This is a genomic window from Chryseobacterium oleae (genome assembly GCF_900115055.1).
Classification (GTDB): domain Bacteria; phylum Bacteroidota; class Bacteroidia; order Flavobacteriales; family Weeksellaceae; genus Chryseobacterium; species Chryseobacterium oleae.
This window is the reverse complement of the sequence record NZ_FOVD01000003.1, coordinates 136,340-152,431: the sequence shown is the minus strand read 5'-3', so window position 1 is coordinate 152,431 and position 16,092 is coordinate 136,340. Positions and strand designations below refer to the sequence as shown.

Here is a 16,092-nt window from a genome sequence, read left to right as displayed (position 1 = left end):
ATCCTGTATGAATTTGAGAAAAAGAAATGATAAAATGTACGATGATATGAGAAACTTTAATATTGATCTGCACTGCGATCTGTTATGCCATTTATTAAGCCCGGGCGCTACAATTGATGATAAAGAGCTGGGATGTTCACTTCCTTATTTGAAAGAAGGGCATGTAAAACTCCAGGTGATGGCTATTTATTCGGCAACGGGAGCCGGTAGTACGGCTTACGGAGCTAAGCAGGCTGAACTCTTTTCTGACCTGTTGAATAATGAAAACTTCTTCCTGTTTGAAGGCGAAAACTATAAAAATCCTGAAAATGAAAACAGGGTGGGAGTGATCGCTTCTATTGAAAACGCTTCGGGGTTTTGCGGAGAAGATGATTCCCTGGATTCCGGGTTTAAAAATCTGGATGCAATGATTGAAAAAACACAGAAAATTGTTTATCTTGGAATTACCCATCACACGGAAAATCGTTTTGGAGGCGGCAATAATACGGATGCGGGATTGAAAGAGGACGGAAAAGTCCTGATCGATTATATTGCAGACAAAAGAATTCCTATTGATCTTGCCCATACAAGTGATCAGCTGGCTTATGGCATTCTTAATTATATAGATCAGAAAAACTACAATATTCCTATTCTGGCAAGCCATTCCAATTACCGTGTAGTTCATGATAAAAACAGAAACCTTCCTGATGAGCTGGCGAAAGAAGTGATTAAAAGAAAAGGCCTGATTGGTCTGAATTTTATCCGGAACTGTGTAGATGAGACCAATCCTGAGGTATTGTATGAACACGTTCAGTACGGACTGGATCTGGGAGGAGAAGATGCCATTGCCTATGGTGCCGATTTCTTCTTTTGTAAAGACCATCCGGATAAATCACGTTTCCCGTTTTTCTTTGAAGGGTATGATGATGCTTCAGCTTTGAATTCAATCAATGAAAGACTTGAAAAAGACTTCTCCACAGAATTGATGGAAAAGATCAGCTATAAAAACGCTTTGAATTTTATTGAAAGGATATAGACATAAGAAAGTGGTGGCTGAGGGACTCGAAGCCACCATAACACTTCAGCAAATACCGTTTTTTAACTCTTCCTCTTATACTTTACTTTCTGCTTAATAATCTCAATCACATCCACATTTTTCACTTTAGACTGCACCCATCCATGGATATCAATATAGAACAGTGATCTCCTGTAGTATTCATTTTTAGAAAATCCTTCAAGCACTTCATCAAAAGCCTCAAAAGCTTTCTGGTGCTGATCTAATACCAGGTTATTAATGTTTTTGAAAAACTCAATGCTTTCAAAATGAAATGCTTCAGGTTTTTTCATTTTCCGGGCAAACTTCCGGGTAGAATTGATGAATTCATCATAGTCTTCATCATTTCCGGACTCATATTTCGCCATTAAGATCAGGATTCTTGTGTGAAACAGAAGATCTTCCTGAACGTTGCCTTTACATTCCACAACCTTCATGGAATATTCGATTGATTTTTTAAACTTTTTACTTCCGAAAAACATCGCTGCCATTTTCAGATAAAGAATCATAAAATGGTGTTCATCAATCCTTTCCCGAAGTCTTTCCATCTTCAGCTCAATCTCAGGAATAAGTTTGGTTCCCGTAAAAAATTCACCTTTTACAAAATGAATGTTCATTAAAGTATTGTAATGGGTAAGAAAGATCAGAGACTGCAGGTTTTCATTCTGGGCAAAATTCTGGGAGTTCACCATCGCATTGAAATTCTCAAAATGCTCCTCCAGAATATCAATATTTCCGTACAGAAACAGGATTTTTAACAGATATGTGTTTCCTTTGATATACCACACCGGATGACTGATGATCATCTCAGGTTTTTTATGAAACAGATCTACCCATTGATAGGCGTATTTCAGGGTGTATTTGTAATCCTGAAGCAACTGGTTTTTCCAGACATGGGCCTTGAAGTACCAAAGTTTTTCCGTGAAATTCAGCTTATCAAGTTTAATTTTCTGAATCTGATCATTGAACAGATGCAATACTTTTTCCCGGTCCGTATCATTTTTAACATAACCGTATGTCAGCATTTCACTGTATAGTTTCAGCGAAAGATTAGACAGTTCCGTCGCATAATGATTCTGTCGGCTGATTTCTGTAGACTGCTCGATCAGTTCATAGGCACGGCCCTCAATACTTCTGGTAATGAATTGTGATTCAATGACTTTTTCAAGATTGATGATCTCTGATGCAATGCTTTTTTCATCCAGCTCAAGAGCAGACTGTTTGGTTTTGTCCAGTATTTTTAAAGCCTGTTTATAAAGCCCTTTCTGATAAAGGATATTGGCAAAATCAAGCTGCTCACGAAGCTGTATCCTGTAGTTCTGATGACTTGGATTCATTCGTAAGCTCACGAGAATCTGTTTGTACAAATGAGCTTTCAGGTTGGAAAGCTGCTGTTTGGTGGAGATTTTTTTCTCGATAATGATCTGTTCATCATATTCCTTCATCTTATCCAGTTCCGAAAAAAGGAGCAGAAATTTAGCATCAACATTAATTCCGAGACGGTTCACGTACAGCCTGAACTGACGTTTTTCAGAAGTGGTTAATGACTTAATCAGGACAAACAAAAAATCTTTCTGCAATTCTGCCATTGTAAATTTGTAAAATGTAATAAATTGATTATTAAATGAATGCGGCTATTTGGTCGGCTGTTGAATATTGTAATTTTCAGAAAAGATGAAAACGCAAAAATATTGTAAGCTGTAGTTTTGATCAAAATTAAGTAAAAAACTTCATTATGAATTCCGAAAAAATCGAAATTTTTGATACTACGCTGAGGGATGGGGAACAGGTTCCCGGATGTAAACTGAATACAAAGCAAAAGCTGATGATCGCAGAAAGGCTCGATAAGCTAGGGATTGACGTAATAGAAGCCGGTTTCCCGATTTCAAGCCCCGGAGATTTTGAATCAGTTTCAGAAATTTCAAAGCTGGTAAAAAATGCGAAGGTCTGCGGACTGACAAGAGCCAACAAAAAAGACATAGACGTAGCCGCGGAAGCATTACGATATGCTAAAAGGCCACGCATCCATACAGGAATCGGGACGTCTGATTCTCATATTCAGTTTAAATTTAATTCAACCCGTGAAAATATTCTGGAGCGTGCCGTTGAAGCTGTAAAATACGCCAAAAGCTACGTAGAAGATGTGGAATTTTATGCAGAAGATGCCGGAAGAACAGACAATGCTTATCTGGCAAGGGTTTGTGAAGAGGTCATCAAGGCAGGAGCCACCGTTTTAAATATTCCGGATACGACAGGATATTGCCTTCCGGAAGAATACGGTCAGAAAATCAAATATCTGAAAGAAAATGTAAAAGGCATTGAAAAAGCAATTATTTCGTGCCATTGCCATAATGATCTGGGACTTGCTACCGCTAATTCCATTGCAGGAGCAGTTAACGGAGCCCGCCAGATTGAATGTACCATCAACGGGCTGGGAGAAAGAGCCGGAAATACAGCTTTGGAAGAAGTGGTGATGATCTTAAAGCAGCATAAAGATTTAAACTTTCACACCGATATCAATTCAAAAATGCTGAATGAAATGAGTGTGATGGTTTCTGATCTGATGGGGATGCCGGTACAGCCTAACAAAGCTATTGTCGGAGCCAATGCTTTTGCCCACAGTTCAGGAATTCACCAGGATGGGGTGATTAAAAACAGAGAAACGTACGAAATTATAGATCCTGCGGAAGTAGGCGTAAATGCTTCATCGATTATTCTTACCGCGAGAAGCGGACGTTCAGCATTAGCTTACCGTTTCAAACATATCGGTTTCGATATCACGAAAAACGAACTTGATTTCTTATATCAGGAGTTTTTAAAGGTTGCTGATGTGAAAAAAGAAGTGAAAAACGACGATCTGTACATGATCATGGAAGTCTGCAGCCGTAAAATAGTATAGGGATTGATTTTAATATTGAATATGGATAATAATAGAAAGACACTTTTTGATAAAGTTTGGGATGCTCACGTTGTAGAAACGGTCCCGGACGGACCTCAAATCATTTATATAGACAAACATCTGATTCATGAGGTAACCAGCCCTCAGGCTTTTGCTGAACTAGAAGCCAGAAATCTTGAAGTTTTCAGACCCCAACAGATTGTAGCTACGGCAGATCACAATGTTCCGACTCTGAATCAGGAGCAGCCAATCCGGGATGAATTATCAAGAAACCAGGTGGAACAGCTTACGGAAAACTGCAAAAAGAATAATGTTGAATTATTCGGATTAGGTCATCAGTACCAGGGAATTGTACACATTATCGCTCCTGAACTGGGCATTACCCAACCGGGAATGAGCATCGTTTGCGGAGACAGCCATACGTCTACACACGGTGCTTTTGGTGCTATTGCTTTCGGTATCGGAACCAGTCAGGTGGCACAGGTTTTTGCCAGTCAGTGTCTGTTACTCAATAAGCCTAAATCTATGAGAATCACTGTCAATGGAGAGCTGAATGAAAATGTTCAGTCAAAAGACGTGATTCTGTATATCATTTCTAAAATCGGAACCGATGGCGGAACAGGATATTTCTGTGAATACGCCGGAAATGTTTTCGAAGAAATGTCCATGGAAGGAAGAATGACCGTTTGCAATATGAGCATTGAAATGGGAGCCAGAGGCGGGATGATCGCGCCGGACGAAACCACATTTGAATACGTAAAAGGAAGAACATTTGCGCCAAAAGGTGAGGAATGGACAGATAAACTGGAATATTGGAAAACGTTGAAAACCGATGAAGGAGCCGTTTTTGATAAAGAATTAACCTTTGATGCTGCAGATATATTTCCAATGATCACTTACGGAACCAACCCGGGAATGGGAATTTCAGTCCATGAAGTTATTCCGGTTCCACAGAATGAATCTGAAGAAAAAGCACTTCAGTATATGGGACTGAAAGCCGGACAGGAGGTCTCAGGGATTAAAGTGCATCATGTATTTATCGGAAGCTGTACCAATGCAAGGATAGAAGATTTCCGTTCTGCTGCTCAGTATATTAAAGGAAAAAATAAATCAGAGAGTGTAAAAGCCCTGATCGTTCCGGGTTCTCAGCAGGTCGTTAAGCAGATTTATGAGGAAGGTTTGGATAAAATCTTCAATGATGCAGGATTTCAGATCCGTCAGCCGGGATGTTCAGCCTGTTTGGCGATGAATGATGATAAAATCCCGGAAGGTGAATATTGTGTTTCTACCTCCAACAGGAATTTTGAAGGCAGACAGGGACAGGGAGCAAGAACGATCCTCGCCAGTCCGCTTACTGCAGCCAAAGCAGCCATAGAAGGTAGAATTTCAGCTTTTGAAAGCTTAAACTAAAAGATCAAGACGTAATGCAAAAATTAAAACATATAACATCCCGCGCCGTACCATTACCGGCAGAAAATATAGATACAGACCAGATTATTCCTGCCAGATTTCTGAAAAGCATTGACAGAAAAGGCTTTGGAGAGAATCTTTTCAGAGACTGGAGGTTTAATATGCATACAGGAGAACCTAATCCTGATTTTGTGTTGAACAATACCAAATACACCGGGGAAATCCTGGTTGCAGGAAACAATTTCGGTTGCGGAAGCAGCAGGGAGCATGCCGCGTGGTCTTTGACGGATTATGGATTCAAAGTCATTGTATCGAGTTATTTTGCGGATATTTTTAAAGGGAATGCTTTAAACAACGGACTTCTTCCTGTAAAAGTTTCAGAAGAATTTTTAAAGGAAATTTTAAAAAACAGTACAGAAAACCCTGAATCCGAAATTGAGGTGGATGTAGAGCAGCAGACGATCAGTTTTAACGGAAAAACAGAAACTTTTGAACTTGAATCCTATAAAAAAATATGCCTTCTCAACGGCTATGACGATATTGATTTTTTAATCAGCAAAAAACAGGCGATAAAACAGTTTGAACTAAAAACACAAAAGTATGAGCAACAGTTATTTTAAAATTGCGGTCCTTCCCGGAGACGGGATCGGGCCAGAAGTAGTCGGCGAAAGCATTAAAATACTGGATGCTGTGGCAGAAGTTTTTAAATGTAATTTTCAGTTTTCCTATGGATTAATGGGGGCTGAAGCTATTTTTAAAACAGGCGATCCGCTACCTGATGAAACATTGAAGATTTGCAAAGATTCTGATGCAGTCCTTTTCGGAGCGATCGGAGATCCTGTTTTCGACAATAATCCTGAAGCTAAAGTAAGACCTGAACAGGGTTTGCTGAAACTTCGTAAAGAATTGGGACTATATGCGAATATCAGACCCTTGAAAACCTATGCATCACTGATTGACAAGAGTCCTTTAAAAAGAGAGATTATTGAAGGAACAGATATTCAGATCTTCAGAGAGCTGGTGAGCGGAATTTATTTCGGGGAGAAATTTACAGATCCTGATGGGAAATACGCCTATGATGTCTGTAAATACAGCACAGAAGAGATTATTCCTATTGCACACATGGCCTTTAGAGAAGCAGAAAAAAGAAAGAAAAAACTGACGCTTATCGACAAAGCTAATGTTTTGGATACTTCCAGACTCTGGAGAAAAACCTGCCAGAAAATAGCGTCTCAATATCCTGATGTACAACTGGATTATTTGTTTGTAGATAATGCAGCGATGCAGCTGATCCTTAATCCAAAGCAGTTTGATGTGATTCTGACAGAGAATATGTTCGGAGATATTATTTCTGATGAAGCGAGTGTTATCGGCGGTTCTATCGGGCTTCTTCCTTCGGCATCGATAGGTGAGGAGAATGCATTGTTTGAACCGATTCATGGTTCTTATCCGCAGGCAAAAGGAAAAGGTATTGCCAATCCTGTAGCCTCTATTTTAAGTACAGCCATGATGCTTGATTATCTTGAACTTCCGGAAGCCGCAGAAAAATTGAGAAGAGCGGTGGAGCATGCTATAGAAAACAGGTATGTGACGGTAGATCTTAATTCAGAACAGCATTATTCCACCAGTGAAGTAGGAAGTTTTATCGCGGATTATATTAAGTATTCTGAGAAATCTTATTACAATTTCGAGAATATTAAAATAGGAAAATCCACCATCGTATGATCATTTAAGTCCATATAATAATAGATTAGTAAGAAAGGTTCTGTTCATTCATTTGAGCAGAATCTTTCTGTTTCTGCCTGTTTACTATTTTGCTTTTTTTAACCACAAAAGTCACAAAAGCTTTTAATTTTTTAAACACTTTGGTTTCAAAAGTTTTAATGCCTTCAACAAGAGTACATAAGCCTAAAATCAAAGATTTTCACAAAACTTAAGCGGACATGATATGCGTAATGAATTAGCCTCAAAAATAACTTAAGTGTTCAAAATACTTTTATTTTCTTATCTCCCGCAGATTTCTCAGATTTTCATTTCAAGCTTTTTAAAACATTAAGATAAGTGAAGGATATAAGGTGAGTTAAGAAAAAATCAAATGATTTTTTAAGCCGTAAGCCTTAAAGCGAAGCTAAACCTTAATCAGCCTTAATGGTTTAAGATTCTCCTTCTGTTAGATTAAATAGGTCATGCTCTTTTACCATTATCAATAAAAATCTTTGATTTTAATAAAACTCAAGTGCTCTTCTCTGCAGCCTGAATTTAAACTTGAAATAAACTTAAGTGTTCAAAAAACTTTTGCGACTTTTGTGGTTAAAAATAATCAATAAAAAAGGTTCCACTCACCTGAGCAGAACCTTTTGGTTTATTTTTTAGTATTATCCGTTTTCCCTGATTTATTTTTGGAAGACTTCTGAACATCTTCTTTGTCAATATCAGGCGGGTTGCTTTTTTCTGAGGAAGCAGGAATGTTTTGAAAATCCTCATTCTGTTTTTTCGTTTCTGCTGAATTGGCAGATTCCTTCTTTTTGTTGTCTTCTGAATTCATAGCTTAAAATTTTTAGAGTCCTAAAACGCCGAGCTTGCCGGTTTCATCTTCTATGGTATAATTCAAAGCTTTTGCCAAAACGAAAATATTATTAAGATTTTCCATTAATTGTTTGCGCCCTTCTGTTCTCAATTGATTCTGATTAACGGAATTAATGGCGGTTTCCTTTGCTTTCTGGGTCACGTTTTTAATGTCCTTTTCAGAAATTCTGTTGATAAAAGAATCATCCAGCGACTGAATTTCAACGCTTGGTGTAATTCTGATATCTGCGTCGGGAAGTGCCGTAATCACCAGTTTCTTGTTGATAGAATCCACTTCGATCTTCATTTTGTTAAGATCATAAGAAACCTGTGCATTGGTTTTGGTGTACGTGATAATGCTGTTGTTTGAAATTTCTTTTCCAAACACTTCGTAGCCCATTTTCGTTTTCTGCATGCTGGAGATGTCCTGTTCCATGACCACCATTTTGTTCATCTTGGAAATCTGGTTGGTCAGGATATAATAATCTGACTTTTCCGTCTTTTCGCTAAGATTAAAACATGATTTTAGTCCGAAAAACAGAATCAGCATCACGAGAATTCCCGCTGCGAATGATATAATTACTTTATAATTTCTCAACACTATTTGCCAAAGATTTCTTTGATTACAGAACTGTCATCTTTTTTCACAATTTCAACCAGATCTCTTTCAATATATCCGGAGGTAGGCATTTCTATGATTCTTCCGATCTCTTTACCGTATTTTTCTACGATAATCGTAGGAACCTTCTGAATATTGTAACGTACTTCATCTCCTGTAGGAGACTCTTTTTTACGGTTAACAGCAATGATGGTTACCTTATTGTCAGGATATTTTAAATCTTCCAGGATCTTCATCAGTCTTGGGAAATCCCTGTGACTGTCCTCACACCAGGTTCCCATAAAAACAACCAGTGAATAGGTATTGAATTTAGCCTTTCTTAGTTGATCTACAGCTTTCTGATCTACAGCATATTCATCATGCTCTTTCACGTACCAGTCTGCATAGGGAGCTTTCAGAAACTGCTCTTTGAATTGGTTTCCTAAAAGCATTTTGCCATCATTCTGAGTTTCTACCTCACGGTTCATCACCACTTTTTGGGCGCTGAACTGCTGCGAAGCCAGAAAAAGACCTGAAACGGCAACAATATTGGTAATAAATTTCTTCATATTATTTTTCGATGATTGTTTTTAAATCTGCAGGGGAGTAGTACTTATTCTTAAGAACTTTATGGTCTGCTTTTCTGTAGACGTTAAATTTCTCTCCTGATTTTTCATAAAAAGATTCTACCCCTTTTTCCTTATAAAATGCTACAGTTTCCTCTGCCTGTTCTTCATTGTCGCAAGCTTTAGACATATTGGAACGCTGTACTTCGTTGAATAGCTCTACAAATTTACTGCCAAGTCCGAATTCAAGGACTGCACCGCTTAATACATACTGAAGATCACACAGAGCATCAGCAATTTCTACGATATCGTTATCAGCAATAGCCTGCTTCAGTTCATTTAATTCTTCCTGCAAAAGTTCAACTCTAAGATTGCATCTTTCCTGAGAAGGGATCTGTGGTGTATCTAAAATAGGGGCTTTAAAAGTGGTGTGGAATTCTGCAACTTGGTTCAGACTATCAATTTTATCCATGAATTTTATTATTTACAGCAAAGATAGAAAACGATTTTGGAAAATTTGTAATGAAGACTGCATATTGTAGCCATAGGTGCATGAAAAATCCACAGCGAAAAAACTGTGGATTTACTATAAATGATCTTCTGAATTCCGAGTATGCAGGAAGAAATTTTACCTATTGTATTCAAAATAAATTATTCCGAATCTTCATATTTCCAGACGCCTGAGATGTTTAAAACGGTCAGTCCCGGTTGCTTTTCCCCATAACTGAATACCACGATGTATTTTGAATGACAGGATTCGCATTGGGTTCCGAAGTATAGAGTGGGTAAATCCGTAACCGTTAATGCTCCAGAATGAATCATCCTGGCTGAAGTTTCGGTGACCATTTTGTTTTTTAATAATTCTGTTTTTGATAACACTTTGTCCTCATGGTAAAGCTGGAAGATCGAAAATCCGGATTCATAAGGCTTGATTGTAACGGTATTGGTATGCCCGCAATCACAACATGTGAATGTGGTTACTGCCGCCGGAATAATTTCATCATTGCTGAAGAAATTTTTTGCAACCAGAGCCTGTTGCACAATATTTATTTTTTTTGAGATTGAATACATGTACGTTTATTTATTGCTGGATAACTGTGCCCACTAAGTTATTATATTTTCCGCTTGGACTTTTCTTAATCGTAATTTTTATATAACCTTCCTGAGCCAGTTTGTTCCATGTTTTCTGATAACCTGTGGTTACATCAATCGGGATTTTCCACATCGTCTGTTTTCCGCCTCCCGCTTGATTAAACCAAGGAATGACATCTCCTACCTGAGATTTGAAAGGCAGTAAATTATTCAAAACATCAATTTCATAATAGAAATCATATTTGTTTTCAGGCTGGTTTAATGCTCTTTGGGTAAAAGTATAAACATATCCGTTGATGATCGGGCTGGTAAAACTGCCTCCTAAAGTAGGAATTCCGTTTCCGTCATAGTTTCCCACAGCACCGCTGTATCTGTCAAATTTTTGCCCTGCCAGGAAAGGAACATCATCGTAGATATTATATCCCCCGTTGGCAGGCGGCCAGCCACCATTCAGATTATTGGCATTGAAAAGGGCTTCCAGAGCAATCCATTGGCCTTGCTTGTATAAATCAAATGCCTGATTCCTGATCGCCGGGCTTACAGTTCCGGCTGTATCATAGGTTAGAGCAAACTCATCCGCATTTTTGTAAAATACATGGGTTACGCCTCCCGGATTGATGATTACCTCCTCGTTATCGGAGCTACAGGCAATTGAAGACATGGCAATTGCCAAAAAGAAAATGTACTTAAATAAGTGTTTCATGATAAAAGTTTTAATGGTTTTAGTTTTTTGAAGAAGTATAGGTTCACCCTTTGGTTCCTATTGACTTTTATAGAAAGGCATAAAAGCCAATGTAGAAAAAGTAAAGGTGTTGAATTTATTATCCCTGTCAGAAATTGCAAATGCAGTCACTGAAGAAAATTCAGTTTTAGAATTTCCCTATTACAGAAGCGGGTTCAATGGTACAATAGAATAATAATTTTGAGTGATAAATTTAAACCAAAAAATCAAATTGTAGTGAATGTTTTTAAAATAAAATATTATTAGTGCGTAAAATATGTTAATTGATTCATTTTTAACAATAAATATTTATCTGTTTAGTTGGAAGATGAAAGCTCTTGCAATATCATTCTCTGTTTTCATTGATATCTTGTATATTTTATCAATCATCATTCATAAAAAAAGACCACTCATTACTGAGCGGCCTTTCTAAATAATATTAAAATGTAGTTAGTTTTTTATAAACCTCTTCGTAGTTTCACCGATCTGGATCACATAAGCTCCTTTAATTAGTTTGCTTACATTTACGCTGCCTTTTTCCAGTTTTCCTGAACTGATCACTTTTCCGGACATATCGAATATCTTATACTCTTCGGATGTAGTGTTGGAAATATTCAGGACATCTTTTACAGGATTTGGATATACTTTAATGTCTGTAAGAACTTCTTTAGTTTCCTGAACTGCTTTTGCAGCACTTGCATTGACTTTAATGTTCGCATTGTTGACATCAAAGAAAATATGATTCGAACCTTTCACCATAATTCTTCCTGTTGTAGTGGCTGCATTAGGAATGGTTACCGCTTGGGATCCATCGTTAGGAGTTCCTGCAAGCAGGGTAGTCCATGTGCTTCCGCTGTTTGTTGACCATAAGATATCTACATTCGCTGCATTGACTCCATTCACTGTTGTCCCTGCCACATTCCAGTTTACCGTTTGAGAAGTTCCTCCGGTATAGGTTATTGCTGAATTCTGAGTAGTGATATTAAAAGGTCCTGCGGTTCCGTTCACTGTGATTTTTGCATCATCGGAATTATTACCCGATCCTCCGGCTCTGTTGTCGCGAACGGTAAATCTGAAATTTAATGATCTTGCTACATTAGACAGTGCTTCTACCGTAATTTCTGAACCAGCAGTAGTGGTAGCTCCGGTTAATATAGAGGCCATTCTCGGGAAATACCTTACCGGAGAAGTTGTTGGCGTCCACGATCTGAAAGTTGGGCCTGTTGTTTTTGTTGCATTGGCTGCAGAGCTGGATCCCGTTTGTGAAGATGGTGCGCTATCAATCTGTTCCCAGATATATGTTAGAAGATCACCATTTGCATCTGTTCCGGTTCCGGTTAACATAAATGGGGTACCTTTCGGAATGGTGTAATCCGGCCCTGCGTTAGCCGTAGGAATAGCATTTCCTGTATTGGTAATTGCTGCGCAGGTTGTGCTTTTAATATAATTGGTAACTTGTTCAATGCTGCTCGCATGAAAGAACGCATCTGAATTGGGCTGAACATCCTGAGCGGTAATTCCCGCATATCCCATAATAGTTGATCCGGATCCAGGCTCCATACGTAAATTTGATCCGTCATTTGCCATAGAATAAGTGTGGTTGGCGCCAAACTGATGGCCTATTTCATGGGCAACAAAATCAATATCGAAAGTATCACCGGAAGGGATGGCATTAGCTGGAGAGGTGATCGCACTTCCTTTGTTAAAATCTGTAGTGGAAGAAGTATCGTCTCTGCAGACACATCCAAGACAGCCCGCATTTCCTCCGCCTCCTGTAGCACCAAACAGATGTCCGATATCATATGCTGAATTCCCTATGGTATTGGTCAGATTATTCTGTAATTCCAGATTCCATTTGCTCTTTAATGAAGAAGGAGAGTATGGATCTGTAGATGCGTTAGTATAGATAATAGCATCATTATTTGCTATAAGGACCATCCGTACGGCCATATCTTTTTCGAATACACCGTTGACCCGGGTCATGGTATTGTTCATAGCTGCCAGTGCATTAGCTTTTGTGCCTCCGAAATAAGAGGTGTATTCTCCTGTACAGGAGAGTGCCATTCGGTACGTTCTCAGTTTAGCATCATTAGCATTGGCTTTTTCTGCGCTATTTGAAGTGGCTTTTTGTACTTCATCGATAACTTTACATTCAAAGTTACTTAGATCTTCTTTCTTATCCGATTTTTTATAAACCACATAGGTTGAAAGATCTTTAGTGTAAGGCTCAATGAAAACCGCAGATTTATTATCGTAGATTTCCATGGATGAAAGTCCTAATTGGGAAAGGCTGAAAAAAACTGTAGAGCCCGGATCATTTACATTTTGTCCCACATAGGATTTAATATCCGGGTATTTTGCAGTAAGTTCCGGGTCCAGGTTTGAATTTTCCGTCACTTTGAAATTTTCCATCTTTCCTTCAGAATTAGGAAAAGAAATGATGATTTCTGATTTCTGGTCTTCAATCATTCTTTTAGGCGCTCTGGAAAGTGCATTTTTTAATCCGTTAATGTCAAGACTAAAGATCTTTGGTTCCTCAATTCGTGTTTTGTTTTCAAATACTTCAGCTGTTTTTTTTAGTGAAGCAGGAGACCATAAGCGGTCTGTTTGCGCAAAAGTGATACCTGTAATCATAAGCATACCACTCATTAATAATTGTTTTTTCATATGGATATTTTAAAATTGGTTTAATCCAAATCTAGTGAATAAAGTATATTGAAATCCGCTCATTAGCAATGTTTTAAAGGGTCGTTCATTAACTTTTATTTTTTAACATTAAATAATAATTCAATCTTTATTTTGTTATAAAAAAATACAATTGGCATGACAATAAATAGTAAAAAAAATACTGCCCCTTTTGAGACAGTATTAAATAAATTAGGTTGAAATTTTTAGTCTTTTATAAACCTCTTCGTAGTTTCTCCAATCAGAATCACATAAGCTCCTTTGATCAGTTTGCTTACATTCACGCTGCCTCTTTCCAGTTTTCCTGAGCTGATGACTTTTCCGGACATATCGAATATCTTATACTCTTCGGATGTGGTATTGGAAATATTCAGGACATCTTTTACAGGATTTGGATATACTTTAATGTCTGTAAGAACTTCTTTAGTTTCCTGAACTGCTTTTGCAGCACTTGCATTGACCTTAATGTTTGCGTTGTTGACATCGAAGAAGATATGATTGGAACCTTTTACCATAATTCTTCCCGTTGCAGTGGCTGCATTAGGAATGGTTACCGCTTGGGATCCGTCGTTTGGCGTTCCTGCAAGCAGGGTAGTCCATGTGCTTCCGCTGTTTGTTGACCATAGAATATCTACATTTGCCGCATTTACATTGTTTGCTGTAGTTCCTGCCACATTCCACGTTACAGTTTGAGAACTTCCTCCTGTATACGTAGTTGCTGAGTTTTGTGAGCTTACGCTGAATGGTCCTGCTGTTTTGTTTACTGTAAGCACTACATCGTCGGAATTATTTCCTGAACCTCCGGCTCTGTTGTCACGAACAGTAAATCTGAAGTTGAGTTTTCTTGCTACGTTAGGTAGAGCTTCTACTGTAATTTCTGTGCCCGCAGTAGTCGTAGCACCTGCCAGTATTGAAGCCATTCTTGGGAAATATCGTGTAGGGGATGCGGTCGGTGTCCATGATCTGAAAGTAGGGCCTGATGCTTTTGTAGCACTTGCTGCAGAGTTGGCTTCTGTTTGTGATGATGAAGCATTGTCCATCTGTTCCCAGATATAGGTTAGTGAGTCACCGTTGGTGTCGGTTCCTGTTCCGGTTAACATGAACGGAGTTCCTTTTGGGATCGTATAGTCTAAACCTGCATTAGCGGTTGGAATGGCATTTCCAGTAGAAGTAACTACCGGGCAGGTTTTTGCTTTAATATTATCAGTGATTTGTTCAATCGTTATAGCATGAAAAAATGCATCGGAATGAGGCTGGATATCCTGATCGGTAATACCGGCGTACCCCATAATAGTTGATCCTGATCCTGGTTCTACATTAACTCCCTCGTCTTCTATGTCAAAAGAAAAAGTATGGTTTCCACCAAACTGATGCCCCATTTCATGGGCTACATAATCAATGTCAAATGTATCCCCGGAAGGCGGAAAGTTGGTAGATGAATTTACAGAGCCTGTATTAGGAGAGGTGATCCCGCTTCCTTTTTTTCCATCTTCACAAACGCAACCTATACAGCCCGCGTCTCCGCCACCACCGGAAGCACCGAATAAATGGCCAATATCATATTTATCTTCTCCAATTAAATTCGTCAGTGTGGTCTGAAGCTGTGAATTCCATGCTGCCGGTGGGGATGTGGAACTTGTCACTTTTGAATATGGGTCTGTAGATGCATTCGTGTAAATAACATCATCGGTATTGCTGATTAACACCATTCTTGCAGCAAAATCTTTTTCAAAAACACCGTTCACACGGGTCATCGTATTGTTCATGGCTGCCAGCGCATTCGCTTTTGTTCCTCCAAAAAAAGTTGCATATTCTCCTGTACATGAAAGTGCCAGTCTGAATGTTCTTAATTTAGCATCATCTGCATTGGTTTTTGCTGTTGAATTTGTCTGTTTGTGAACTTCATCTATGACTTTGCATTCAAATTTGTTAAGACTTTCTTTTTTATCTGATTTTTTATAAACCACATACGTAGAAAGATCTTTGGTGTAAGGTTCAATGAAAGTAGCCGACTTATCGCCATAAATTTCCATTGATGATAATCCTAATGGAGAGATGCTGAAGTAGACCGTTGAACTGGCATCAGAAACACCTTGACCTACATAAGACTTGATGTCCGGGTATTTGGCGGCCAATTCAGGATCAAAGTTTGAATTTTCGGCAACCTTAAAATTTTCCATTTTTCCTTCGGAATTAGGGAAAGAAATAACGATTTCTGATTTCTGCCCTGCGATCAGTCTTTTAGGAGCAGCAGATAACGTATTCTTTAATCCATCCATGTCAAGTCTGAAGATTTTTGGATCATCAATACCTGTTTTGTTTTCTAGGACTTCAGAAGAATTTTTTAGTGAAGCCTGAGACCATACGCGGTCTGTTTGAGCGAAAGTGATGCCTGTCATCATAAGCATCCCAATCAGCAATAATTGTTGTTTCATATAAATATATTATAATTGGTAAATCCAAAATTAGTGAATAAAATTCCATGAAAACATCTCATATACAATATTTTATACATCCATTCAT

The 16,092-nt window shown here is 38.4% G+C and carries 14 protein-coding genes; 5 read left to right on the top strand and 9 right to left on the bottom strand.

Going from position 1 to position 16,092, the window contains the following annotated elements; genetic code table 11:
• The first annotated feature begins 7 nt into the window (after nucleotides 1-7).
• The gene (locus BM143_RS11305) at nucleotides 8-1,015 is read left to right on the top strand and encodes a dipeptidase (protein WP_228430774.1); all 1,008 of its coding nucleotides are present in this window, start codon (nucleotides 8-10) and stop codon (nucleotides 1,013-1,015) included.
• Between the two features lie 62 nt (nucleotides 1,016-1,077).
• On the opposite strand, the gene BM143_RS11300 is transcribed toward BM143_RS11305, so the two are convergent.
• Nucleotides 1,078-2,622, bottom strand: coding sequence for a hypothetical protein (locus BM143_RS11300; protein ID WP_090024589.1), 1,545 nt, complete (start codon nucleotides 2,620-2,622; stop codon nucleotides 1,078-1,080).
• Between the two features lie 146 nt (nucleotides 2,623-2,768).
• Here BM143_RS11300 and BM143_RS11295 point away from each other — a divergent pair, with 146 nt between their 5' ends.
• From BM143_RS11295 to leuB, 4 genes are read left to right on the top strand one after another with little or no spacing between them, the layout of a single operon-like run.
• Nucleotides 2,769-3,932, top strand: coding sequence for a 2-isopropylmalate synthase (locus BM143_RS11295; protein ID WP_090024588.1), 1,164 nt, complete (start codon nucleotides 2,769-2,771; stop codon nucleotides 3,930-3,932).
• Between the two features lie 21 nt (nucleotides 3,933-3,953).
• A complete protein-coding gene (gene leuC, locus BM143_RS11290; protein WP_090024587.1) occupies nucleotides 3,954-5,342 on the top strand; it encodes a 3-isopropylmalate dehydratase large subunit in 1,389 nt (462 codons plus the stop codon).
• A gap of 14 nt (nucleotides 5,343-5,356) precedes the next feature.
• A complete protein-coding gene (leuD, locus tag BM143_RS11285; RefSeq protein ID WP_090024586.1) occupies nucleotides 5,357-5,962 on the top strand; it encodes a 3-isopropylmalate dehydratase small subunit in 606 nt (201 codons plus the stop codon).
• Nucleotides 5,943-7,067 (top strand): 3-isopropylmalate dehydrogenase, encoded by a 1,125-nt coding sequence (gene leuB / locus BM143_RS11280; protein ID WP_090024585.1) that lies wholly within the window; start codon nucleotides 5,943-5,945, stop codon nucleotides 7,065-7,067. The genes leuD and leuB overlap by 20 nt, the downstream gene beginning before the upstream one ends.
• A gap of 637 nt (nucleotides 7,068-7,704) precedes the next feature.
• Here the strand turns inward: leuB and BM143_RS11275 are convergent.
• From BM143_RS11275 to BM143_RS11240, 8 genes are all read right to left on the bottom strand, one after another.
• Entirely contained in the window at nucleotides 7,705-7,887 is a 183-nt protein-coding gene (locus BM143_RS11275; protein WP_047455765.1) for a hypothetical protein, read from the bottom strand.
• Between the two features lie 12 nt (nucleotides 7,888-7,899).
• Entirely contained in the window at nucleotides 7,900-8,505 is a 606-nt protein-coding gene (locus tag BM143_RS11270) for a DUF4230 domain-containing protein (RefSeq protein WP_090024584.1), read from the bottom strand.
• Between the two features lie 2 nt (nucleotides 8,506-8,507).
• The gene (locus BM143_RS11265; RefSeq protein WP_047455760.1) at nucleotides 8,508-9,074 is read right to left on the bottom strand and encodes a TlpA family protein disulfide reductase; all 567 of its coding nucleotides are present in this window, start codon (nucleotides 9,072-9,074) and stop codon (nucleotides 8,508-8,510) included.
• 1 nt (nucleotide 9,075) lies between these two features.
• Nucleotides 9,076-9,543: a pyrophosphohydrolase domain-containing protein gene (locus BM143_RS11260; RefSeq protein ID WP_034730168.1), complete on the bottom strand. Its 468-nt coding sequence runs from the start codon at nucleotides 9,541-9,543 to the stop codon at nucleotides 9,076-9,078.
• 179 nt (nucleotides 9,544-9,722) lie between these two features.
• Nucleotides 9,723-10,142 carry a hypothetical protein gene (locus tag BM143_RS11255; RefSeq protein ID WP_090024583.1) on the bottom strand — a complete coding sequence of 140 codons (420 nt, stop codon included), beginning with the start codon at nucleotides 10,140-10,142 and terminating at the stop codon, nucleotides 9,723-9,725.
• Between the two features lie 10 nt (nucleotides 10,143-10,152).
• Nucleotides 10,153-10,866 (bottom strand): glycohydrolase toxin TNT-related protein, encoded by a 714-nt coding sequence (locus BM143_RS11250; protein WP_090024582.1) that lies wholly within the window; start codon nucleotides 10,864-10,866, stop codon nucleotides 10,153-10,155.
• Nucleotides 10,867-11,334: 468 nt separating this feature from the next.
• The gene (locus BM143_RS11245; RefSeq protein ID WP_090024581.1) at nucleotides 11,335-13,551 is read right to left on the bottom strand and encodes a zinc-dependent metalloprotease; all 2,217 of its coding nucleotides are present in this window, start codon (nucleotides 13,549-13,551) and stop codon (nucleotides 11,335-11,337) included.
• 224 nt (nucleotides 13,552-13,775) lie between these two features.
• A complete protein-coding gene (locus BM143_RS11240; RefSeq protein WP_090024580.1) occupies nucleotides 13,776-16,004 on the bottom strand; it encodes a reprolysin-like metallopeptidase in 2,229 nt (742 codons plus the stop codon).
• Between the last annotated feature and the right edge of the window lie 88 nt (nucleotides 16,005-16,092).